The sequence below is a fragment of the Novosphingobium sp. PC22D genome (genome assembly GCF_002556635.1).
Lineage (GTDB): Bacteria > Pseudomonadota > Alphaproteobacteria > Sphingomonadales > Sphingomonadaceae > Novosphingobium.
Window position 1 is genome coordinate 88,620 of the sequence record NZ_MWMO01000016.1, and the last position, 23,013, is coordinate 111,632.

The following is a 23,013-nucleotide window of genomic DNA, read 5'->3' on the forward strand; positions in this document are numbered from 1 at the left end:
ATCTGCGAAGCCGCAGATGCCCCAAGGAGACCTCCATGTCCGATCTTCTCGATTACACCGTCGTCAACGACGCGCAGGCCGCACGCAAGATCGCAGCGCACTTTGCAGTAGGCGGGTCCGTTACGCGACGCCAACTCAACGCGACAATGTCCGAGACGTTCGGAGGCAGCGACGCAGACGGCTACTGGACCCAGCGTGACAGTTTCGAAATGCTCGAACACGCTCTTGCCCTTCACCTCGCCAGCGATGTGCATCGTATCGACAAACTGGCAGACATCGCCATCTCAAGCGCGCTGATGCAGCGCCTGCCGACCCAGACCGTGCGAAGCGAGGAGCAAATCGAGCTTCAGCAGTTCTCGACCCCCGCAGACATCGCGGCGCTGGCCATGCTGCTCGCCGCGATCGGCGACGACGACATCGTGCTCGAACCGAGCGCTGGCAACGGCCTCTTGATCGCCCAGGCCCCGCGCGGTCGCGCGCTCCAACTCAACGAAATCGACCCGCGCCGCCGTGATCGGCTCGCTCACATCTTTCCCTATGCAACGATCACCGCCAATGATGGCGCGTCGCTGGTCGCGCTTCACGCGGATCTTCCGCGCCCGAGCGTCGTCCTCATGAACCCGCCGTTCTCGCGCAGCATCGGCCGCGGCGCCGATGACCTGGCGGCGCTCCGCCATCTGCAGGCCGCGATCAAGCGGGTCAGCCCGGGCGGCCGCGTCGTGGCCATCATGCCCGACTGGTTCGGACCCTGCGCCCGCCTGCGCACGGCCTACGAGGCGATCCTCGCCGGTTGCACCGTGCGCGCATCGCTCCGACTCCAGCACTGCTACAGGAAACACGGCACCGACATTGCCGTTCGCCTCTATGTCATCGACAAGATCGCCGGCAACCTCATGCCTGCGGTCATCGAGCGCGCGGCCGTCCTCGACTTCCTCGATACCGTCGACATCCCGGCTCGCATCAAGCTCGAGCCCGTCGCGAACCTTCCGGTTCACCATGTGCCTGCGAAACCGACTTCGCTGTTCGGCGCCGCGCGCAAGACCAAGCTGGCCGCTCCGCGTCCCTACCACGCGCCCAAGGCCAATGCGGTCCTGCCGGTCGGCTATAGCAAGCTGAAAGAGCCCGCACCTCTGGCCGAACAGGTCGGCGTCTACTTGCCCTACCGGCCAAGCCGCATCGTCTTTGACGCCGCCGGCGAACACCCGACCGCGCTCGTTGAATCGGTCGCGATGGGTTCGATCCCGGCACCGATCCCCACGCACATCCCGCATCTGCCCGAGCGCACCGTCAGCGAACGCCTCCTGTCCTCCTCCCAGCTCGAGACCGTCGTGTATGCAGGCCACGCATGGAGCCAGACGCTGCCCGGCACCTTCAAGCCTGCCAAGGAGGGCGTTGGCCTCGACATCGATCCTGAAGGTCGCAAGTACCGCAAGGGCTTCTTCCTTGGCGACGGCACTGGCGCGGGCAAGGGCCGCCAGATCGCTGCCTGCATCCTCGACAACAAGCTGCAGGGCCGCCGACGCCACATCTTCATCACCAAGAACGAGCCGCTGCTCGAGGACATCCGCCGCGACGTCACCGCGCTTGGCGGCCTCTCGGCCGACGTGCAGCCGCTCTCGAACTGGAAGATCGGCCAGCCCATCACGATGGACGAAGGCACTCTGTTCGTCACTTATCCGGGGCTGCGATCTGGCCGCTCGGACGCAACCCGCCTTCAGCAGATCCTCGATTGGGCAGGGCCCGACTTCGATGGCGTGATCGCTTTCGATGAGGCTCACGAGATGGGCGGTGTCGCAGGCGGCGAGGGCGCCCTTGGCAAGACCGAAGGCTCCCAGCAGGGCATCTGCGGCGTCCTTCTGCAGAACCACCTTCCTGATGCGCGTGTCCTCTACGCTTCCGCCACTGGCGCCTCTGACGTCAATAACCTCGCCTACGCCGTGCGCCTCGGCCTCTGGGGGCCGGAAACCTCCTTCCCCGACCGGGAATCGTTCATCTCCAATATCCGGCAGGGCGGCATCGCGGCGATGGAACTGGTGGCCCGCGACCTCAAGGCGCTCGGCCTTTACACGGCGCGCGCGCTCAGTTTCGCGGGCGTCGAATACGAAGTGCTGCGCCACGAACTGACACCTGCCCAGATCGAGATCTACGACACCTATTGCCGCGCCTGGCAGGTCATCAACACCAATCTTGCCGCCGCACTCGAAGCGACGAACGTCGTCGACGCCCTTGAAGGGAAGACGCTCAATTCGGGCGCGAAGGCCGCCGCTCGCTCGCGCCTGGAAGGCACGCGCCAGCGCTTCTTCGGTCAGGTTCTGCTTTCGATGAAGCTCCCCACCGTGATCGCGGCGATCGAGGAGCACCTAAAGCAGGATCATTCCGTAGTCGTGCAGCTGGTGACGACGGCGGAGGCCATCCTCGACAGGCGCCTTTCGGAGATGACGGCCGAGGAACGCGCCGAGCCGCAGATCGAGCTGTCTCCCACCGACCAGATCGTCGATTACCTCAAGCGTGCCTTTCCGACTCATCAGATGGAGGTCTTCACGGACGATACCGGCGCCCAGCATTCCAGGCCCATGCGCGATAAGGACGGCAACCCGGTCCACAATCCCGAAGCCATCGCCGCGCGCGACAACCTGATCGAGCATCTTTGCGCGCTCCCGCCGATCAAGTCGGGTCTCGATGCCCTGATCGAACATTTCGGGCCGGATCGGATTGCTGAAGTCACCGGGCGTTCCAAGCGCCTGATCACCGGACCGGACGGCCGCCAGAAGGTCGAGACGCGCACGCCGCGCACCAGCCAGGCCGAGGCCAGCGCCTTCATGAATGACCAGAAGAAGGTTCTCGTCTTCTCCGATGCAGGCGGCACGGGCCGATCCTACCATGCCAGCCTCGACGCGGTGAACCAGGACCGGCGCGCCCATTTCCTGCTCGAGCCGGGCTGGCGCGCTGACCGGGCCATTCAGGGTCTCGGTCGCACGCACCGCACCCATCAGGCATCGACGCCGCTGTTCCGGCCTGTCACCACCGACTGCAAGGGCGAGCTGCGCTTTACCTCGACGATCGCCCGCCGCCTCGACAGCCTTGGCGCCCTCACGCGCGGCCAGCGCCAGACCGGAGGGCAGGGCCTCTTCGATCCCGCCGACAATCTTGAAAGCGATTACGCGCGCGACGCCCTCGTCTCGTGGTTCCACCTTCTCTATCTCGGCAAGCTCAAGAGCACGAACATGACCGAGTTCATTGACCTGAGCGGGCTCGAGATCACCGAGGGCGACGGCGTCCTGAAGGAAGACTTGCCGCCGATCCAGCGCTGGCTCAATCGCCTGCTGGCCCTGCCGATCGGGCTGCAGAACAAGATCTTCGAGGAATATCTCACCCTCGTTGAAACCCGCGTTGCCGCGGCACGCGAGGCCGGCACCCTCGATGTGGGTGTCGAGACGATCACGGCCGACAGCGCCCGCGTCATCAGCGACACGATCCTGCGGACCGATCCCGGCACCGGCGCCACCACGCACCTTCTCACGATCGAGATCGCACGGCGCAAAAACCCGATTTCGCTCGAGCGCATCCTCGATATGGTCCGCTGGCGCGAGAACCCGGCATTCGTCATGAACGCCAAGTCGGGCCGTGTTGCACTACGTAGCAAGGCAAACGCCTGGATGGACGACGAAGGCGAGCCGATCCTTCGCATCGAGCTGCAGCGACCCTGCAGCCGCAAATCCATGCGCGAGGCGGATCTGTTCGAGACGGCCTGGGAGGAAATCGACGAAGACACCTTCCGGGCGAAATGGCAGGCCGAAGTCAACGAGGCGGCCGGGCAGCTGGACACCGAGACGGTGCGCCTCGCAACCGGCCTCCTGCTGCCGATCTGGTCGGCGCTGCCGTCCGATCACCTCGCGGTCAATCGGATCGTCGATAAGAATGGCAATAGCTGGCTTGGCCGTATCGTCTTCGAGCACAGCATCGTCGAACTCTTCACCAAGCTCGGCCTTGCGAGCAGCGAAGACATGCCCGTCGAAGCGATCACCAATGCCGTCCTCGCCGGGCGCAGCGTCCAAGTTACCCGCCCGTTCCCGATGGCCTTCAAGCGCTCGCATGTGAACGGCAACCCGCGTGTCGAGATCGTAGACGCTCCGGCATCGCAGCTTTCATGGCTCAAGTCGCTCGGCGCATTCACCGAGATCATCCAGTATCGCACCCGCATCTTCATCCCTGTCGCGCAGGCCGAGGCCATCATCGCCGAGATCCTCAAGCCTTCCTGACACCGGCCCTATCCTTCCTGATCGACCAAGAGTGCCGTGGCTGCCAGGTCGGTCAGGAGAGGGGAGGGGGAAGAGAAGGGGTGTCCGTGAATTGGCCGGACGATGAGAAAAAGGTGTTTTCCCCATGATCCAGACCGTCAAGCTCGCGAAGCTGGTGCTGTCCGACATCAACGTGCGTACCCGCGGCGAAGACCTGATCGAACAGTTCGCCGCCGACATTTTCGCGCGCGGCATCCTGCAGAACCTGGTCGTGACTTCCGTGAAGAAGCCGCGCGGCTCCTACGGCGTCATCGCCGGCAGCCGCCGCTTTCGTGCTCTCAAGTTGCTGGCTGAGCGCGGCGACATCAACGAGGCCGAATACGACGTGCCCGTGCTGATCCTGAGCGGCGGCAATGACGAGCTTTCCGAAGCCTCGCTCGCTGAAAACTTCCATCACCTCAATATGTCGCCCGCCGACGAATGCCGCGCCTTCCAGCACTGTCTTGGTCAGGGCGGCGACATCGACGCGGTCGCCAGGCGTTTCGGCATCACCCGCCGCTTTGTCGAAGGCCGCCTGCGCCTCGCAAACCTTGCCGAGCCGATCTTCGACGCCCTGGCGTCCGGCGAGCTGACCCTCGACATGGCCAAGGCATACGCCTCCACCGAAAGCCATGAGCGCCAGCTGATGGTGTGGAAGAGCTACGGCGCCAACAGCTACCATGCCAGCGCCGACACCATCCGCCGCGTCATCGCCAACGAATCCATGAAGTCCACCGATCCGATTGCGCGCCTTGTCGGTGAAGAAGCCTACGTTGCTGCTGGCGGCATCGTCGATCGAGACCTGTTCAGCGACAACGGCGATCGCTGGACCAACCCCGAGATCGCCCACACGCTGGCAGCCGCGGCGATGGAAGCCGAAGCCAGGCGGATCGGTGAAGAACGTGGCCTCGCCTGGATTCGCCCTGTCGCCTCGAACTCAACCTGGGAAGTCGCGCGCGACCTGTTCCGCGTCAACCTGCCGAGCCTGCCGCTTAGCGATGCCCAAGCCACCCGCATCAGCGAGATCGAAGCACGCCTCAGCATCGTAAGCCTCGAGATGGAAAACGAGGAACTCGAGGAAGAAGCCTGGCAGGCCCTCGATGCTGAACACGATGCTCTCAGCGACGAACTGCGCGATGCCGGTCGCCGCGAGAAGATCCTTCCTCCCGAACTCGCCCCGCGTGTCGGCCTGTTCCTGACGCTCTCGCAGGACGGCAGCATGAAACTCGACGACACCTATTACAGCGAAACGCCGCTCAGCGTCACCATGGTCGAACCCGATGAAGACGGCGAGGACGCGAGCGACACGGGCGAAGACAGCATCGAGGGCGAAGCTGCCCCGCGCGCCCCGACTTTCCGCATCGAGGAACGCGAGACCGGGACCATCACCGGCACAACCAAGGAAGTGTCGCCCGACGAGGCCGCACCGGGCGGGAAGGCGCTCAGCCAGGTTCTCCTCGACCAGCTTGCGGTTCAGCGCCGCGACGTTCTAGGCGCATCCATGATCGCCAACCCTGCGCTCGCGCTCGACTACATGCTGTTCGCCATGGTCGACAAGTCCACGGGCACGGACGAGACCTGCGGCACTACCATCCGCGCCCCGCACCCGGAAGATCCGGTCCGCTTCGACGCCTATCCCAAATCGGTCGCCCATGACTACCTCGCCGAAGTGCGCGAAGGTCTCGACGCTTCCTGGCAGGAGCATCGAACCATGATCGCCCGTTTCGATGCCTTCCGGGCACTTGATGATGAGGTCAAGGCGGCCTGGCTAGCATGGACGGTCGCCACGTCGTTCAAGTCGAAGGAAAGCTACAGCCATCGCCAGAATGCCCTGCAGAACCACCTGGCCGGCCTGCTCGAGGTCGATGTCGCCAAGTGGTGGCGGCCAACCTCCGAGAACTTCTTCGACCGCGTACCGAAGGGCTCGCTACTCTCGCTCCTCGACGAAGTGGGCGGGCCCGCTCTCTCGAGCCGCCATGCGAGCCAGAAGAAGGGCGAAATCTCGACTTCCTGCGAGAAGCTGTTCGCCGGCGACGCGGTGATCGAGGCCGACGTGAAGGAAAGGGCACTGGCCTGGGTTCCCGCTGCGATGCGCTTCGCCGCCGCCGAGGCGTCGACCGATCAGGACGATGGCGATGCGCCCACTGATACCAACGGAGCCGAGGACGATCTGGCCAGCCTGATCGACGCAGCCCTTGCTGGACCCGACGACGGCGATGACGGCGAGGGTGTCTCCATTGATGACGACGACTCGACCGATGGCGACGAGGATCAGCAGGTCGATGACGGTTCGCCTGCTGTCTTTGGCGACGATGATGCGGTCAGCGAGTGGGCCGAAGCGGCGGAATAACGCGCGTCCTTCCAACCTCATTGATGAACCGCCGGTGGGCTGTGCGGCTCACCGGCGACCTTTCTCGCCACACCGGACAAGGGACATACCCCGTGAAGACTCCCCGCAATTCGCGTGACATCGCGCGCGAAGTCACCAATGCCATCGTCTCCCGGCTCGAGGCCGGCACCACGCCCTGGACCCGCTCCTGGTCGCTGACCGGGGAGGGCGGCCGTCCACTGCGCCACGAAGGCACCCCGTACAACGGCATCAACTGCCTCTGGCTCTGGACGATTGCCGACGCGCGTGGATACCGCAGCCGCTACTGGATGACCGCCCGACAAGCCGAAGAACTCGGCGCGCAAGTGCGCCGCAAGGCCGATCCGTCCATGTCGATCTATGCCTCCAGCTTCCGCAAGGCCGGGCAACCCGGATTGATGGGCGAGGCCACCGGCCAGCTGATCCGCTTCCTGCGCCACTACATCGTCTACAACGCAGACGAGATCGAGGGCCTGCCCGACTACTACTACGCTCGCGACGTACCCCCGACACCGAGCCTGCTTTCGCAGCGCCAGGACGCGATCGACACCTTCTTCGCGGCAATTCCTGCGCGGGTACGCCATGGCGGCGACGAAGCCTACTACAGCCCGCTGGGCGACTACATCCAGCTACCCCATCCCGGCAGCTTCAAGTCGGGTGACGCTTACGCCTCTACCAGAGGACATGAAAGCGCCCATTGGAGCGGGAGCAAGGACCGTCTCAACCGGACGTTCGGCAAGCGTTTCGGTGACGATGCCTACTGCGTCGAGGAACTTTGTGCTGAACTGACAACAAGTTACATTTGCGCTGAACTCGGCCTGCCGACCGAATTGCACGATAGCCATGCCAGCTACCTCGCGCATTGGGTCAGGGTACTTCGCGCCGACCACAGCGCCATCTTCACCGCCTCGGCCAAAGCCGAACAAGCCTTCAACTATCTGCGCGCTTTCAGCCTTGCCGAGGCGAATACGCCTGCCGGCGATGCCCTGAAGGCAGCGGCATGACCTCACACATCAGGAGACATCACCATGGGCTGGCTTTTCATGAACAGGCACCACATGGGCGGGCACGCTACCCCCAAGTCCTATCTCGACGCCCAGTTCACCTTCATCAATGCGCCGGACGACACCGGAGTCGCGCGCGGCGCCCGCGTTCTTGCATCGTCCTGCCCCGGCAACCGGGTCTGGTACGCAGCGGTGCAATACTCCGAAAACGGCGTGCCGACCGAGGTCATCGCCATGGTCTGCCTCGTAAAGTGGAACCCGAGGGACAAGGAGGCCATGCACTTCGGGTACAAGGACATGAGCGAAAGCATGGGCCCTTGCGAGGCTGAGGCCCCGGAGAACATCCTTCGCCTGCTCACGCCAACCACTAACGAATATTCTCTCGACTGGCGCCGGCGCTGCCTCGCCCGCCTGCAGAAGCGTTCCCGAAAGATCGTCGATGGCATGCGCGTCAAATTCCCGCAGGCGATCACCTTCACAGATGGCTTCGCCGGTGACGAGTTCACTGTCATCAAACGCGGCGCGACCATAACCTTCCGCCCCGTTGGCAGGCACGGCCACTATCGCATCCGCAATTTCCGTGACCTCGACTGGTCGATCGTCCCGGAAACGAAGGTCCATCGAACGATCTTCGCGCCCCGTCCTTCTTCAACGATGCCACCGCCATGAGAAGGGCATCCAGCCTCTCGCCGCTGCGGGCACGGCTCTGCAGCCGCGAGAATGCCATCCGTGTCGCGCAGCGCATGATGCAGTCCGGAATCGCCGTCATGGTCGCCCCCGGCGATGACATGCAGCCCTGGCGCGTGATCGAGCGCGCCGATCTATCGGCCAGCGAAGTCGCCGTGCGCATTGCCCTCAAGAGACAGGAGGACTTGAGATGTCCCGCCTGAAACCCGCATCACCGCGATCCAAGCATCAGATCGACGACGCCCTGAAATTCATGCGCCGAGCGCGCGGCCTCCTGCGCGCAGCAGGCGCCCCCAAGGCGGCGAGCCGCCTCCACAGCGCCATCAACAGCGCCGAGGGCGCCCGGCGACACTGCGAACGCCGCCCCGTTGTCGAGACCATGTCGGCCTCGCTCGCCGACGCTGAATGAGGGGAGCGGGGGAGGGGAGAGCGAACGATCGAGGAGAACATACATGCCCGCATTCGCTTCCTCCCCCGCACCCGAAATGACCCGTTGGGGTAAACCCGCCACGGCCACCCAGCGCCTGCCCGGCATCTGGCGCGTCGTGACCCCATCGCATGGCGGCTTTGTCATCTCCGAAGCGCGCCAGGCCGCCATGCCGGCGGCCTTGCGTCTGGACGAACCCGAATACGAGCATGACGTTGACTGGTCACTCGTGATCCTGGCGTTCCAGACCGATTTTGCCGCTGCCGGAGATCCGCTCTTCGACATCGAACTCTCGCTTGCCACCAGTACCGTCAAGAGTTGGCGGCCCGAACGCTGGGAAGCCTATGCCAGCGAGGCGCTCGAACCACGCCAAAGCCACGTCAGGCGTGAGCGCGAAGCCTTCGAGGCACGCATCGGCAAGCTTGTCGTGACCACCGCCTATGGCGATTGGGCCGATTGGGTGCCGGAGGGCAAAGTCGGTATCCTTGGCTATACCCTCGTCAGCGTCGATCATCTGGCCCGCCCCACATACGCCGATCCCATGGTCAAGGCCCTGGTCGATGCAGCTCGTTACGAGGCGCGCGGCAGCGTCATCAGCTTCGATGAACTCGACGCCGAGATCCTGCCATGACAATCGAGGTCATCATCGGCCTGCCGCACCTCAATGAAGGGCCGATCCTGCAGCGCGCGCGCATGATGCAGCAACCCATGCTGATTTCCGCAAACTGCCTGTCGCGATGGCGCACCGCTTCAGGTGGCTGGCGCGAATGGCAAGGCTGGCGCACCGGCCAGCTTGCCAATGCCCATGGGCTCAAAAGCCTCGATCTGGACAGCGCCGGATATGTCCTGATGGCCAGATATGGCGGCTATCCTTGGTCGATCGCCGACTACATGGCGCTAGCCGCGTCCTATCCATTCCGTCGTTTCGCGGCGGCCGACTATTGCTGCGAGGCCGAAATCGCAAACGATCGCGCCGAAGTCCTCGACCGGATCTCGCGAACTGTCGCCACTAACCGCGAATGCCGCTCACGCGCGGCCGACCTCGGGATCATCGATCGGTTCATGCCCGTGCTGCAGGGACGATACCCGCAGGACTACGAACGGTGCGCGGAAGCCCTCGCCTGGTCGATGCTTCCCGGCGCCGTCGTAGGCGTCGGATCGATGTGCCGCCGCGACATCGATGGCCCAGACGGCCTGCTCGCGGTTGTAGCGCACCTCGACAAGATCCTGCCCAATCCCGGACCACGGCTCCACCTTTTCGGTGTCAAAGGTTCTGCCATCCCATACCTGCAACCCTATGCCCACCGCGTCGCTTCGCTTGACTCGCAGGCCTGGGGCACCGCGGCACGCCGTGACGCGCATCGCCGGCGCGTGTCCAAGTCCGACGAGCTCGCAGCAGACCATATGGAGCGCTGGACAGGGGCGCAGCTTGATCGGCTCAGCGAGCCCCATCGTCCTCTTGCGATCGCGCCCAGTCCTGTCCCGAAAACGATGCCTGCCGATCCATGGGAGGCGGCCGTGGAGCAGGCCCGGGACGAGATGCGAGCCCTCATCGAATCTGGCGACCTCGCTCACGATGAAGTGACCGGCGGTTGGATCGAGGCATGGGCAGCCGACATCTACCGCGAACGGCCCAACGCCGCCTGAAGGCCATTAGCCCCGGAGAAGAGGGGGGAAGGGAAGGGCGGGCGCGATGATTGCGCCCGGTCCGTCCCGGAGCCCCACGATGACATACGACGTCCCGTTTCGCCACCAACAGGCGCTCGATCCCAGCAGTCTCACCACGATCGCTGCGACGTTCCACGCGCTCGGCAAGGGCATCGAAGATTGCCGCAACGCCGGCGTCGATCCTGAACACGATCCAGCCATCGTTCTACTCGTCCGCCACTTCGCCCGCATCATGGCATTCCGCGCCGATGATGACAGCCTGCGCGCGCTTTGCCGCCACCGTATGGGTGAACTCGAGCGCTTCCCGGCGCTACTTTCGCTCGCACTACACGGCGTCAACAACGACCGGGCGGCCAAAGAACGCTTTCACGCCGACGGCCGGACTGCCATGCGCGGACTTGCCAGAGAGCTCGGGCTTCCTGAAGGCTGCTATCGCGTGACCTCGTTTCACGGCGACCCAGCGATTTCGGGCGCCGTCGTGCTCAGCACGTGCGACCTCGAGGTGTCTCTGAGCGTCGGTCCGCTCCACGAGGGCAACGAAGTTCAATACTTCGCCAAGCGCGGACCAGCGGCGCGCGATCGCCTGCGCTTCGCCTCCATGCGTGAATTCGTGAAGACGGCGCGTTTCGCCGCCCGAATCCGACGCGAGCTGCAACTTGGCGCCACCGGGCAATCACATGCGCTGGCGGCCGCTGCCCGGGGGCCTGCCATTCCTGAAACAGTCGCCGCGTAAGACATTTTACCCTATCAGGGATGTCACCCATGCCCTCGTCCAAGACCATCGATGTCGTTGTCCGCATCCGCTGCCCCAAATGGCTCACTCAAGCACAGGCCCGGCGCGAAGTCCGCACCCTGATCAACGACCAGACACACCACGGCCACGTCGAGCCATGCGCAGCGCGACCTTGGGACAGCGAAGTCATCGGTGCCGAAAACTTCCGCGCTGTCGCCGTAAAACCCGCCCCGCAATCCCGATAGTGCGAACGGTCGGCATCGAGCAATTTGCCCGGCGGCGCACCTGCGGCAACGGCAACCCGAATGCCTGATGTTGACCAATTGACAGGAGATCCATGATCATGAGCCGATATGACTTTCCCGGCAAAGGCGTTGCCAACAGCGTTACGATCGGATGGGATCGCCCGCTGGCGACGTTCTTCGTCCAGGTGATGCAGCCCCATCCACGAATCGATGGCGAAGAGGCCATTTTCATTTGGCGCGGCACCGCGCCCGGCGAACTCCCCACCGCCGCGGCAGCGATCGCCCTCGCAGCGGACTATGCCGACCTTCCAGACAATCTTGGCGCTATGCTCGAAACCGACCGCCTCAAGTCGCTCGGCACATTCGACGGTCCGGCCCAAATGGCCGCCAAGCCCTTCATCCAGGCAACGCCTCCGCCGATCCGCTCCGAAGCGGAAGCACGCGAGGCCGGATATACGCGCGCAGTCGTGGCGGACTGTTCCCAGCACACTCTTGAGCTGCTGATCGAACCAGGCACCGATCTCGATTCCACCTTCCTTGCCTTCGACCGCAGCGAGAACGAAATGCTCCACGTCCATGGCTGGAACTTCACGATCGAGCCGGAATGACCCCTGTCGGGACACAGTTGGATTAGACCCGGCAGTGTAGTATATCCCAACGCAATGGAGGATATTCCGATGTCTCTTTACGTCAAGGACGAGGAGGTCAACCGCATGGCGCAGCGCCTCGCCGCGATCCAGCGTGTAAGCAAGACCGAAGCGGTGCGCCGAGCGCTCGAACACGAACTGGAACGCGAAGAACAAACGCCGACCCTCGTCGACAAGGGCCTGGCATTCGCGCGCGCACTGCGTGCCAGTGCGGGGCCAAATGCGGGCAGGGCTGCCGACAAGGCTTTCATCGACGACCTTTACGGAGAACTTTAATGTTCGTCGATGCATCGGCGATCACCGCCATCCTCGCGGGGGAAAGCGATGCCGCTGACCTGCTCAGGCGTCTCCAGGATGCACGCATACGCATAACTTCGCCTCTCGCAATATGGGAGTCGGCCCTTGCGGTTCGGCGCATCCTCGATCTGGAGGTCGCCGTGGCGCACAAGGCCGTCGAGGAGTTCCTCCAGCTTGCCCGCATCGAGGTCACCGCTGTTCCAGCGCGAGCCCACAAGCAGGCGATCGATGCTTACGATCGCTACGGCAAGTCGCGTCATCCGGCTGCGCTTAATTTCGGGGATTGCTTCGCTTATGCCTGCGCGCGCATCGCCGGAGTGCCGCTCCTGTTCAAAGGCGATGACTTTCCCCAGACCGACATCGAAGCGGCCTGAGAATACGCCAATACTACCATACAAGATCCGGATGCGCTTGAGGTGAGGGGGCAAGGGCTTGTCGATCCATGAAGGATCGACGGAGGTTCCCTTGTCCTACACCATCGATATCGGAGCAGCACCGGCCAACGCCGAGTGCGCCCAGCTTGGCCAAACCCCTGACTTCGAACGGGTCAACCGCTTCGAAATCGACGCCTACCGGATCGCTATCATCGCTATCCATGGCCTTCCCCCCGAAGGCTGCCGGCTCACCAGCAAGCCCAACCAGCATGATTTCGGCACCTATCGCACGCTCGTCCTGCAGATCGATAATGAGAACGACACCGCTGTTTCCGCCTATGCTGAAGCGGTAGAGGACGGACTCGACAACTGGCACGATGCCGGAATGGCGCCACCGATCGACTATGATGGAGTAGTCGCCCGCATTCCGCGTCCCCAGCTTGACGAAGTCGTCATCGGCGCGCTGCTGACCACAAGGCCGGCCGCGGACGGCCGCTTCGCGATTCCCCACTTCGAGACGCTCCACAACAACCTCGCAGCCGCATTCCCCGAATGCGCCGAGAGCGCTCAAGCGCGACTTAGCCGTCTGGTTGATAATCCGGGGGAAGCTCACTCATGACCAAGGCAAAGCCCCAAATCGAACTGCGCTGGCGCGAGGAGAACTACGGTTCCGTGCATGCCGTGGCCGCGTTTCGCAACTACGCCGGCACCTACAACTGGAGCCAGCGAACCCACCAACGCTTTCGTGGCTGCCTGAAACGCTCCGGATTTGCCTTCCACCAAGCTCGCAGCAGCTACATCTGCCACACCGGTGATTCCGACGAGCGCAAGGCGGCACTCTGCCGCGAACTCAAATCTGCGGGCATCAACATCATCCTCGGTGATGTGACGGACCCGGAGCCGGAAGTTCGTCCGGCATAACTCAACCCCCATTTCAGGAAGGCTGCGAACCATGCATCATGGGGCGATTACCCGCGTGCGCGAAATCCGCCATGCTCACCTGTTCTGTGGCATCGGTGGCGGCGCGAGGGGCTTCAACAAAGCCTCGCCCCGCGTCGGCAACACTCTGGCCCGCTTCGTTTGTGTCGGAGGTATCGATGTAGACGCCGGCGCCATCCGCAATTTTTCGCGGATCACCGGCTGCCAGGGCACCGTCATGGACCTGTTCGATCGCGAACAATACATGATGTGGCACGGCCGCGAACCGGCGAACGACTGGCAGGAGGCGATCCCCGCCGACATCCGTAAGGCTTTTGGCCCGGTAGTCGACGTCGCTTTCCTTTCGGCGCCGTGCAAGGGCTTCTCGGGCCTGCTCTCCGCCGCCCAGTCCAAAACGGACAAGTACCAGGCGCTCAATCGCCTCACCCTGCGCGGCGTCTGGCTAATGCTGGAAGCCTATAAGGACAACCCGATCCCGGTTATCCTCTTCGAGAACGTCCCCAGGATCCTGACGCGCGGCAAATGGCTACTCGACCAGATCACCGCGCTGTTCCGCGCCTACGGCTATTCCGTAAACCTCGACACGCATGATTGCGGCGTCATCGGCAACCTGGCCCAAAGCCGCAAACGCGCACTGCTAATAGCACGACACATCGAAAAAGTACCGCCGTTCATTTACCAGCCCCGCGAACACCGCTTGCGCGGCGTCGGTGAAGTCATCGGCAAACTGCCTCTTCCCGGCGATCCCATAGCCGGCGCCATGCACCGGGTGCCCGCCCTGCAGTGGAAGACATGGCTGCGCCTTGCTCTTGTGCCTGCCGGCAAGGACTGGCGGGCTCTCAACGAGCTATCCGTGGTCGATGGAAACCTGCGGGATTTCGGCGTGGTGCCCGAAATGCCGCTGCGGGAAAATGCGCTGGGCGTGAATGCCTGGGCCGATACCGCGCCGGTCATCACCACCCACCGCGCTCCGGGGCAGGGCCGCTTCTCTGTTGCCGATCCCCGTGTCGATACGCGTTGGAATGCCGACGTCCTGGGCGTGCGCGAATGGCAAAAACACACCGGGACAGTCGCTGGCCGGAGCTCTTCGACCAACGGCGCTTACAGCGTTGCAGATCCCCGGCCGCCCGCGAGCGCCAATCAGACCTACCACCAATACGGCGTCAACGAATGGGACAAGAATGCGGGAACCGTATCCGGCCAATCCCTTCCCGGCGGAGGGGCCCACTCGATCGCGGATCCGCGCATCGCCGGGAAACCGCGCTTCAACAACGTATTTCGCATCGTTCCCTTCGATCAGGCTTCACCGGCCGTCGCCGGGCCCGGCGGCCCTGCCGGCGGCGTCGCTGTCGCGGACCCGCGTCCAGAGGGAAAGGGATATACCACCACCAAATACAAGGTGACGCCCTACGATCGCAGCACCCGCGCCGTGATCGGTGCCAGCACCACCGGTGATGGTGCCTTTGCCGTCGCGGATCCCCGGCCCGCCTGCCTTAATCGCCCTGATCGCGAAGGCTACTCTACGCAAGGGCATTACGGTGTGACGGCATGGCACCAAACCTCGCGCGCGATCCCTGCCTATGCGAAGAACAACAACGGTTCCTGGTCCGTCGCTGACCCGCGCGAGGCAGTATTCGACAGCGATCCGATCACGCTGCCCAAGCCCGACGATCGCCTGACCTGCCGGATCATCGCCACCGACGGCACCTGGCACCGCCCGTTCACCACGCTGGATCTCGGCGCCTTGCAGTCCCTGTTCGATCCCGAAGAAATCTTCTTCCAGGAAACAACCGAGCAAGGCGATATCTGGCGCTGCCATACTCCGTTCGACCTGATCGAGGGTAGCGACGTCACCAAGCGTGAATGGATCGGCAATATGGTCCCCGGCGCTGCCGCTACCGGAATGGCCGAAACGATCGGCGAAAGCCTCATCCTTGCCGACATGGGCGAAAGCTTCTTCCTCTCGAGCCGCGAGATCTGGGCCAAACCCGGTGCGCTCGCGCTGTCAGTCAACAACGACCAGGCTGCCTTCGCTCTGGACGCATCGGCATGACTGCCCGTCCAACCCGCGCCGAGGTGCGTAATCCCGTCCTGTCGCTACCCGCTGCCGAGCGACTTCGCACACTCGACCCCGACAGCCGGTCCGCCCTTCGCGCAGTTCTCATCGACCTGCAGATGGATGCCCGCCAGCGTGCCGAGACATCCTGGCGCCGGCACAAAGCCCCGATGGCCGCCTACTGGAAAGCGGTGTCCGTCTATGCGGGCCATCTGGCACGCGCGCTATCCGGCCCGGCGCATCGGCGGCCCTCCCGAGGCCAGTGTCCTGCCGACCCAAGAGTGGCACTCACCCGGGGAGGATCGGGACCCATTAGAGAGAAGAGGGAAGGGGAGGGTGATCTGCCCGCCAGCAGATAACCCAGGGAGAACCCACATGGCCAATCATTACCTTACCAGTTCGTTCGTCCTCGAAATGTCCACCGAGGACGCTGAGATGGTCCGCCTGGCGCAGCGCGCGAGCGAAGCGCTCAGCGACTTGGCTGACGAGGTCAGCTACGCCGATCTCGGACCCCGCTTTGCCGCCTTGTTTCCACCCAAGGATGGCGACGATTTCGGAAGCTTCCTCGACCTCTTCGACGATCGCAACTTCCCCAGCTTCGACTGTGACATCTCCATCGATACCTCCAACGCCGAAGGGTGCTGTGCAGTAAGCTTCAACGGCAGTAACTTCGGCGTCGAACAGGTCGCCAAGCTCATCTTCACGGCCTGCAAGTCTGCCCTGCCTTGCGCCTTCTCGTGGGCGTTTACTTGCGACCGGCTGCGTCCCGACGAATTCGGCGGGGGCTGCGCTGTCATCACCGAGGCCGGAATCAACATTGATAGCACGCCCGCTATGGTCGGCCGCGCGCTTGCCGCCGCGGCCATTCTTCCCTTCGATCCGGCATGCGTCGCAATCGAGCACAAGCGATTCAGCGTCACGCAAGGCGAAGTCCTCGTATCCTACAACGGCCAGCGGATCGAACAATACGGCGACCGGATCACGTTGATTGGCAAGGACTGGGAAGGATACCCGGATGCCTTCTGGATCGCGGTGGCGTATCGCGAAGCGATCGCACGAAGTCTCGCCAAGCGACTTCCCGTCCCCGAGGAAGCCGCAATCATGGCGCATCTACCCCAGAAGCGCTGACCGATGCGCCCGGCCATCCTGCAACCTGCCGGCACCCTGCCGGCAGGCCTGCCGCCCCTCACGCTTCCATCGGAAATCCTCACGGCGATCCGAAGCGGAGCATGGGTCGTTTTCAACGTGTCGGGCGGCAAGGATTCCTCCGCCGCGATGTTCACCGTCAACATCGTGCTCGACCAGCTCGGTCACCCGCGCGAGCGGCGCGCCGTCATCCACGCCGATCTCGGCCGGGCCGAATGGGAGAGCACACCCGGTTTGGTCGAACAGCTCGCAGCGCTGGCCGGACTTCCTCTGACGGTGGTCCGCCGCGGTGCCGGCGATCTGTTCGATCGCTGGGCGCAGCGTTTCGCAAACGGCAAGCGCCGTTACGAGGCCCTTGAGACCTACAATCTCATTGGCCATGGTCCTCCGCCTCGCTCCGCTTCTGTACGTCGGAGGCCAAGGCCCACGTTATCGGCCCGCATCTTGCCCGCGTGCTGCGCGGAGCGACGATCATCAACGTGCTCGGCATCCGTCGCGACGAAAGCACTGCCCGGGCACATGCGCCGGACTGGAAACGCGACACGCGCTATGCGGCCAATGGCAACGCCCATGGTACGCGCATGATGCTCTGGCATCCCATCGCCAATTGGGCAGCGGACGAGGTCTTTTCCGCGCACGATTGTCTCGGCATCCCGCTACACGAGGCCTACACCTGCTACGCCAGCTCGCGGCTCTCGTGCCGCTTCTGTGTCCTGCAATCGAGCGCCGACGCCCGCGCATCCGCGAGCGCCCCGGCCAACCGCGATGCGTTCGTCCACTTGTGCGGGATCGAAGCGGAATCGACCTTCTCGTTTCAGCCCTCCCGCTGGCTTGCCGACACGGCGCCCGGCCTGCTGCCGGCAGACCTGCGGACGCGCATTGCGGAAGCCAAGATCGATGCCCAGCATCGCCGAGAGGCCGAAGCCGCGATGCCCGGAGGCCTGCGCTACGTCAAAGGCTGGCCGCCGCGCCTTCCGACCATGGCCGAGGCGGACCTGATCGCCAAGGCCCGCGCGCCGATCCTCGCGCGCCACCAGCTGGCCAATCACTTCCCGACGGCCCGCGCGGTGCGCGCCCGCTTTGCCGACCTGCTTGCTCTGCGGCGGGCCGCCTGACCTTACCACGAAAGGAAACGCCCATGGCCGATATCAGGGATCTTCCCGTCATGACCAAAGCCGATGCCGTCTCGATCGGTTTTGCAGGCTTCAACGACGTGCCGCACAAGCCGATTGACATACCGGACGGCGAATTCACGATTACCGCCAAAACCAGCGACGGACGCCGCGTCACCTTTTGCTTCCTGCCCGGAAAGGACTATGGCCCGGCAGAATTCGTCGACATCCAGTATCACGGTGCCGGCACGGCGATCCCCAATACCGATGGCGAACATTCGCCGATATTCAACGCCTTCGGCATCGGACGCGGCGGCCGCCATATCCTCGATGCGCGTTCGTTGCCGCTCGAGGATCGCCCTTCGATCCTCGTTCTGATGCTCGATCAGCCCAGCGACCACGATGGCCCCAATCGTCCGAACGCCCACGAGCGCCCCGTTGGCGCGATGTCCCACCAGACGTCATCGGTCCTCGCTGAGTGTCCGACCGTCGCCGGTTCCGCTACTCCCGGCGCCAAGCCCCTATGGGCTGCGCATTTCCCCGATTTCCCGCCTGCGGCCATGCCGCCGATACCCGACAACTGGATCGACGAGAGCTGGCGCAACGACGCCGCGCCCAGCTTCAAGGCCTGTACCGGGCCGATGGGCGAGCCAGTGGAAATGTGGATCGATTATCTCGACCCGGCGATGCGCGAGATCGTCGGCGCGCCGCGCTTCGCGCTTTACCGCCGCGACACCGAAGATGACCTCGTGCCTATCTATTCCGGCGATGACCAGGCCGAAGCTATGGAACACGCCAACCGTGAAACTCTCGCCTGCGCCTTCGCCAAGGCCGTGGCCCAGGCGCTGACCTGTAGAGAGTGGCAAGCCATGCGCCTCGCCAACCGGACGATCATGCCCGGCGCCTGTGCCTCTCACGACTACATCGATGCGAACATGATCATGCATGACGTCTGGCTGTCCTGCCGCGGCGCCGCGCTGATCGCCCAAGGCAAGATCACGGACATCGGCGATGACCTTGATCACGTCAACGCGGCCTGGTCGATCGCCAAGGCTCACTACCTCACCGCCACATCCGAGGGTGAACGCTTCGACGCATGGCGGTGCGGCGGGCGCGACATCCCCAACCTCTTGGCCACCGGTGCCGACATGGAACCCGGTAGCCAGGCGGTGCGCACACACCGGATCTATGAACCGGGAAGCATCGACCTCGACGAAAAGGAACAGCTCCTCGTCACCATCGGCAGCGATACGCGAACCTTCGAGAACCTGATCGAGGCTGAAGGGCATCTCTGGCGCGCTTATGCGGCTTTCGAATTCGAACACCACGGCGCGGCAAGCTAAATTTTCCCCTCTCGCACGGCCTTGGAGTGGAGAGGGAAAGGGAAGGGCGGAGGCGGAGTAAGTCCACGCCGGAAGGAGAAGTCCTATGTCCCCCGATACGAAGCAGCCCGCAGCAGCCGCGCCTCACGGCGGCGTGAAGATCATGGTTTGGCCGGACGGCACCTGGTGCTGGCAGGATGAATATTGCCCCGCCGACTATGCTTCCATGTCCGACGATTTCGAGATCATCGACATGGACGACATGCCCCGCGTCGAACGGCTCGCGCGCGACCACGCGCAGCTGTGCGACGACATTCTCAACGAACTTCACTGAGGAGGCCATCATGGTAGATCGCGTTTCCGCCTGGATCACGCTGGGCGGCTCCATCAATCCCGCCGTCTGGGCAAACCTCAAAACCGCGATCGCGGACGAGGGCCTGTCCACCGACTGGGGCGGCGAACCCTTCGACGAAGCGGAGCGTATCGATGGCCAAGCGCTGGAGCTGTGCGCCGAGGAAGTCGCCTACGGCAGATTCACGAAGCTCGAAGAGCTCTGCCACCGGCACGGCGTTCCCTTCGTTCGCTCCTGTAATGGCTATGACAGCCAGTGGGGCGCTGAACGCGTCGTCTTCACAGGCACAGGAGAACCCGTCACCTTTCCCATCGGCAACGATGGCAACCCCTACGTCGACCGCACGAAGATCGCCGAACTTGGCAGTCTGGAGGCCGTGGAAACCTATCTCGACGCTGCCGATTTTGCCGTGCCGCCTCTTGTCGTGACGGCTGAGGAGGCTTCGCATGACTAGCGCAAGGACCTCACGCGAAGCCATCGCCCGTTCTCACAGCAAGGCAACTCTCCACGAGGTGGCCCATATGCTCGTGCTGAGCACGGAACATATGAGCCCTGACACAGCCCAAAACTGGATGCCTCTCTGTCCCTGGGCCTGTTTCGAGAAGGCCGACTTCGGGTGGTTCATGTACGCCGCCGTCGATGTCGGCATCATCCGGGCGAATGACCTGCCGGCCGAGATCCACGCGGCCATCGACGTTGCCAAACGCGAGAACTGCGAATGGATCATGTGGGATTGCGATGGCCCGTGCATTGACGAGTTGCCGCAATTCGCATGGGATCATGAAACCCAGGTGCCCGCATGACACGGCTGCAGATGCCATCGCAGACCATGCGCACAACAACCCGGGTGCGGGACTATCTGGCGCTGCCGCGGCCGCCTGTTGTCCTCGCTTACGGCATCGGCGTCGATTCCACCGCGCTCCTGGTCGAGCTTGAAGCGCGCGGCGAGGCGCCTGACCTGGTCCTCGCCGCCGACACGGGAGTCGAGAATCCTCTTACTTACGAATACCTCGACATCATCCGGCCATGGATGGCCGCGCGCGGCATTCCTTTCGAAATCGTGCGCTATCAGCCGCGGCGCTTCAAACATTGGCCGCCATACTATTCGCTGCTCGAAATGTGCCTCACCAATGCCACGCTGCCGAGCAAGAGCTTGGGCGGGTCGAGCTGCTCGCTCAAATACAAAAAGGCGCCGCAGGACGCATTCCTGAAGACGTGGCAGCCCGCGATCGACGCATGGGCGAGGGGCCAGAAGGTCACCCGCCTGATCGGTTTCGACGCCGGCAAGCGCGACACGATCCGCTACACGCGCGCGGCCAAAATCGTCGATCCGCTCTACGAGTACCGTTACCCGCTACGCGAATGGGGCATGGACCGGGAGGCCTGCGAAAAGCGCATCGCCGCTGCCGGCCTGCCGGTGCCGCCCAAATCGAGCTGCTGGTTCTGCATCGGAATGACCCCGGATGAAGTCCGGACACTGCCGGTCTGGTGTCTGCGCCTGATTGTCCTGGTCGAAGCGCGTGCGGCGCCGCGCCTGCACACTGTCGAGGGGCTCTGGCGCAAGTCCACCCGCGCGCGGCCAGGCCGGATGACGGATTTTATCCGGCATGAACGTCTGCTCCCCGCAGACGACATCGACCAGATCACCCGCGAGGCCCCACTCGACCTCATCCGCTTCCAGGACGTCGCGGCATCGATCCCGGTTGCCGAGCGGCCAACCATGCGCAGCTGGATCGAACGCTTCAACGCGGCAATCCCGCCATCCGAGCGGCCCAAACTGGCCGCCTGACACCACCGGAGACTTCTGATGTTGAACACAACGGCGCCCAAGGACCTATCCCGGCGCGAGATCCTCGCGCGCCTCAATGACCGCTGCAGGCATGGTCTCGACCGCAACGCGCGGACAGTCATGACCCGGACCTGCCTTGGGACATTCGCCGGCGATAGCAAGGTCAATGAACTGGTTGCCCAAGCCCAGATCCTCGCCGCGATCCGCAAGTTCGTCTATCCGGCAGACGATCGAAGCGAACACGACCGCGGCCAGATCGAGTATCAGGGCCACACCGTCTATTTCGCGATCGACGCCTACGACACAAACCTGGAGTATGGCTCGCCCGATCCGGCCGATGCCAGTGTCAGCCGGCGCGTCATGACGATCATGATGCGCGACGACCTTTGAACGTCATGCGGCAATTGCAAATCCGCGTATTCCGTAATATACGGAATGTATATCGCTATGCGGATTTCGCGCCAGCAGGAGATCAGGCCATGAGCTCGTCCATCGAAACCTTCCGCTCGAGCGAAGTCTCGAAGCGCTTCGGCTTCTTCTACGATGAAGCCATGACCCACCCGATCGCCGTCGAACGCAACGGTGCGGCACGCGTCGTCATGCTCTCAGCTGCTGAATTCGAGCGTCTGTCACGCCTCGATCACGTCGCCCTTGCACCCGAAGAGTTGAGCAACGAGGCCATCAACGCCATCCGCAATGCAGATCCGGTCGCCGAGTCCTACGATGCCAACAAATTCCTGGACTGAACCGCGCGCCGGCGAAATCATCAACTACCTCTACCTCTGGCGGCACGAGTACGAACGCGGCCAGGACGACGGCCGGAAAGTACGGCCCTGCATGGTGGTGGCCACTTATCGCAAAGAGGGGCGCCTTCGCGTTATCACCGTCCCGCTGACCACGCGCGACTACTCGCCCGATTTCTCGATCAAGCTACCGCTACGCCTGATCGACCATCTCCGCCTCGATATACGCAGCAGCGTCGTGTGGAACGATGTTAATGAGTTCACATGGGTCGGGCCTGACGTCCGATCCGGTACGGATGGAAACTGTGTGATCGGCGCGATGCCGGAAAAGATCTACCGTCAAGTGGCGGCCAACATCGTCGCGCACCGAGTGAAGATCACGCACCGCACGGAGTAATGCGGGAGACGACGGACGAGCGGCGACTAATGGAGACTCTCATGCGCGATTACAGCAATCGGCTGATCTCGATCAGCTGGCATTTTCTTACGCCAGACGAATGCCAGAAGCGTGCGGAAGCCGACATCGAGCCTGATCAGCGCTTCTGCGACATGCGCGCCGAGCCCGGTGATGGCGAATATTTCGATCCTGCGGTCGATCATTTTCAGCAACTCGCTGGACCGCGCGGAGAACTGCTGGACTGTCTTCAAATCGACCTGCTCCGGCCCACCTACGATTACCTGTCGTTGAAATATAACTCGTTGTTATATCTCCTCATCCGTGCCGAAGACGCCTTGATCCACGCGCTCAAAGCTAGGCTCAGGACCCATTGATTGCCAGGCGGCGATATGATTCAGGCTCCGCAAGGAGACTGAGCATGAGCAACCTG

General features: G+C 63.5%; 28 protein-coding genes. 27 read left to right on the plus strand and 1 reads right to left on the minus strand.

The window, feature by feature from the left end; genetic code table 11:
* Nucleotides 1-35 precede the first annotated feature (35 nt).
* The 17 genes from B2G71_RS19450 (at nt 36) to B2G71_RS19535 (ending at nt 16,850) form a co-directional block, all read left to right on the plus strand.
* On the plus strand, nt 36-4,259 hold the full coding sequence (locus B2G71_RS19450; RefSeq protein WP_098108372.1) for a strawberry notch family protein: 4,224 nt from the start codon (nt 36-38) through the stop codon (nt 4,257-4,259).
* A gap of 124 nt (nt 4,260-4,383) precedes the next feature.
* Nucleotides 4,384-6,627, plus strand: coding sequence for a ParB/RepB/Spo0J family partition protein (locus B2G71_RS19455; protein ID WP_098108373.1), 2,244 nt, complete (start codon nt 4,384-4,386; stop codon nt 6,625-6,627).
* A 92-nt stretch (nt 6,628-6,719) separates the two neighbouring features.
* Nucleotides 6,720-7,649 (plus strand): zincin-like metallopeptidase domain-containing protein, encoded by a 930-nt coding sequence (locus tag B2G71_RS19460; protein ID WP_098108374.1) that lies wholly within the window; start codon nt 6,720-6,722, stop codon nt 7,647-7,649.
* A gap of 24 nt (nt 7,650-7,673) precedes the next feature.
* Entirely contained in the window at nt 7,674-8,318 is a 645-nt protein-coding gene (locus B2G71_RS19465) for a hypothetical protein (RefSeq protein WP_098108375.1), read from the plus strand.
* Complete coding sequence (locus tag B2G71_RS19470) at nt 8,315-8,539, plus strand: hypothetical protein (protein WP_098108376.1); 225 nt, start codon at nt 8,315-8,317, stop codon at nt 8,537-8,539. The genes B2G71_RS19465 and B2G71_RS19470 overlap by 4 nt, the downstream gene beginning before the upstream one ends.
* Nucleotides 8,527-8,745, plus strand: a complete 219-nt coding sequence (locus B2G71_RS19475; protein ID WP_098108377.1) for a hypothetical protein — start codon at nt 8,527-8,529, stop codon at nt 8,743-8,745. The genes B2G71_RS19470 and B2G71_RS19475 overlap by 13 nt, the downstream gene beginning before the upstream one ends.
* 43 nt (nt 8,746-8,788) lie before the next feature.
* Nucleotides 8,789-9,394, plus strand: coding sequence for a hypothetical protein (locus B2G71_RS19480; protein WP_229710488.1), 606 nt, complete (start codon nt 8,789-8,791; stop codon nt 9,392-9,394).
* Nucleotides 9,391-10,410, plus strand: coding sequence for a hypothetical protein (locus tag B2G71_RS19485; RefSeq protein ID WP_098108379.1), 1,020 nt, complete (start codon nt 9,391-9,393; stop codon nt 10,408-10,410). The genes B2G71_RS19480 and B2G71_RS19485 overlap by 4 nt, the downstream gene beginning before the upstream one ends.
* Nucleotides 10,411-10,489: 79 nt before the next feature.
* Complete coding sequence (locus B2G71_RS19490) at nt 10,490-11,164, plus strand: hypothetical protein (protein WP_188821204.1); 675 nt, start codon at nt 10,490-10,492, stop codon at nt 11,162-11,164.
* A 29-nt stretch (nt 11,165-11,193) separates the two neighbouring features.
* Nucleotides 11,194-11,409 (plus strand): hypothetical protein, encoded by a 216-nt coding sequence (locus B2G71_RS24195; protein ID WP_168176418.1) that lies wholly within the window; start codon nt 11,194-11,196, stop codon nt 11,407-11,409.
* A 98-nt stretch (nt 11,410-11,507) separates the two neighbouring features.
* Nucleotides 11,508-12,017 (plus strand): hypothetical protein, encoded by a 510-nt coding sequence (locus B2G71_RS24350; protein WP_188821206.1) that lies wholly within the window; start codon nt 11,508-11,510, stop codon nt 12,015-12,017.
* Between the two features lie 69 nt (nt 12,018-12,086).
* Nucleotides 12,087-12,332 carry a type II toxin-antitoxin system VapB family antitoxin gene (locus tag B2G71_RS19505; protein ID WP_098108402.1) on the plus strand — a complete coding sequence of 82 codons (246 nt, stop codon included), beginning with the start codon at nt 12,087-12,089 and terminating at the stop codon, nt 12,330-12,332.
* Complete coding sequence (locus B2G71_RS19510) at nt 12,332-12,727, plus strand: type II toxin-antitoxin system VapC family toxin (protein WP_098108381.1); 396 nt, start codon at nt 12,332-12,334, stop codon at nt 12,725-12,727. The genes B2G71_RS19505 and B2G71_RS19510 overlap by 1 nt, the downstream gene beginning before the upstream one ends.
* Nucleotides 12,728-12,818: 91 nt before the next feature.
* Entirely contained in the window at nt 12,819-13,346 is a 528-nt protein-coding gene (locus tag B2G71_RS19515; protein WP_098108403.1) for a hypothetical protein, read from the plus strand.
* Nucleotides 13,343-13,648, plus strand: coding sequence for a hypothetical protein (locus B2G71_RS19520; RefSeq protein ID WP_098108382.1), 306 nt, complete (start codon nt 13,343-13,345; stop codon nt 13,646-13,648). Before B2G71_RS19515 ends, B2G71_RS19520 begins: the two co-directional genes overlap by 4 nt.
* A gap of 31 nt (nt 13,649-13,679) precedes the next feature.
* Nucleotides 13,680-15,719: a DNA cytosine methyltransferase gene (locus tag B2G71_RS19525; protein ID WP_098108383.1), complete on the plus strand. Its 2,040-nt coding sequence runs from the start codon at nt 13,680-13,682 to the stop codon at nt 15,717-15,719.
* Between the two features lie 339 nt (nt 15,720-16,058).
* Complete coding sequence (locus B2G71_RS19535) at nt 16,059-16,850, plus strand: hypothetical protein (protein WP_240530240.1); 792 nt, start codon at nt 16,059-16,061, stop codon at nt 16,848-16,850.
* Here B2G71_RS19535 and B2G71_RS24580 read toward each other — a convergent pair.
* Nucleotides 16,833-17,249, minus strand: coding sequence for a hypothetical protein (locus B2G71_RS24580; RefSeq protein WP_240530241.1), 417 nt, complete (start codon nt 17,247-17,249; stop codon nt 16,833-16,835). The genes B2G71_RS19535 and B2G71_RS24580 overlap by 18 nt on opposite strands.
* A gap of 71 nt (nt 17,250-17,320) precedes the next feature.
* On the opposite strand from B2G71_RS24580, the gene B2G71_RS24585 reads away from it, so the two are divergent.
* The 10 genes from B2G71_RS24585 to B2G71_RS19585 all read left to right on the plus strand — a co-directional run bounded on the left by B2G71_RS24585 (nt 17,321) and on the right by B2G71_RS19585 (nt 22,957).
* A complete protein-coding gene (locus B2G71_RS24585; protein WP_240530242.1) occupies nt 17,321-17,983 on the plus strand; it encodes a phosphoadenosine phosphosulfate reductase family protein in 663 nt (220 codons plus the stop codon).
* A gap of 23 nt (nt 17,984-18,006) precedes the next feature.
* Nucleotides 18,007-19,323 (plus strand): hypothetical protein, encoded by a 1,317-nt coding sequence (locus tag B2G71_RS24355; RefSeq protein ID WP_188821212.1) that lies wholly within the window; start codon nt 18,007-18,009, stop codon nt 19,321-19,323.
* 85 nt (nt 19,324-19,408) lie between these two features.
* On the plus strand, nt 19,409-19,636 hold the full coding sequence (locus B2G71_RS19550; protein WP_141521633.1) for a hypothetical protein: 228 nt from the start codon (nt 19,409-19,411) through the stop codon (nt 19,634-19,636).
* Nucleotides 19,637-19,646: 10 nt separating this feature from the next.
* Nucleotides 19,647-20,108, plus strand: a complete 462-nt coding sequence (locus tag B2G71_RS19555; RefSeq protein ID WP_098108386.1) for a hypothetical protein — start codon at nt 19,647-19,649, stop codon at nt 20,106-20,108.
* Entirely contained in the window at nt 20,101-20,457 is a 357-nt protein-coding gene (locus B2G71_RS19560; RefSeq protein ID WP_141521634.1) for a hypothetical protein, read from the plus strand. The genes B2G71_RS19555 and B2G71_RS19560 overlap by 8 nt, the downstream gene beginning before the upstream one ends.
* Entirely contained in the window at nt 20,454-21,443 is a 990-nt protein-coding gene (locus B2G71_RS19565; protein WP_229710489.1) for a hypothetical protein, read from the plus strand. The genes B2G71_RS19560 and B2G71_RS19565 overlap by 4 nt, the downstream gene beginning before the upstream one ends.
* Nucleotides 21,444-21,461: 18 nt before the next feature.
* On the plus strand, nt 21,462-21,833 hold the full coding sequence (locus B2G71_RS19570; RefSeq protein ID WP_206049462.1) for a DUF3768 domain-containing protein: 372 nt from the start codon (nt 21,462-21,464) through the stop codon (nt 21,831-21,833).
* Between the two features lie 89 nt (nt 21,834-21,922).
* Nucleotides 21,923-22,189: a prevent-host-death protein gene (locus tag B2G71_RS19575; protein ID WP_098108388.1), complete on the plus strand. Its 267-nt coding sequence runs from the start codon at nt 21,923-21,925 to the stop codon at nt 22,187-22,189.
* Nucleotides 22,167-22,583: a hypothetical protein gene (locus tag B2G71_RS19580; RefSeq protein ID WP_229710490.1), complete on the plus strand. Its 417-nt coding sequence runs from the start codon at nt 22,167-22,169 to the stop codon at nt 22,581-22,583. The genes B2G71_RS19575 and B2G71_RS19580 overlap by 23 nt, the downstream gene beginning before the upstream one ends.
* A 41-nt stretch (nt 22,584-22,624) precedes the next feature.
* On the plus strand, nt 22,625-22,957 hold the full coding sequence (locus B2G71_RS19585) for a hypothetical protein (protein ID WP_141521635.1): 333 nt from the start codon (nt 22,625-22,627) through the stop codon (nt 22,955-22,957).
* The last annotated feature ends 56 nt before the right edge of the window (nt 22,958-23,013 follow it).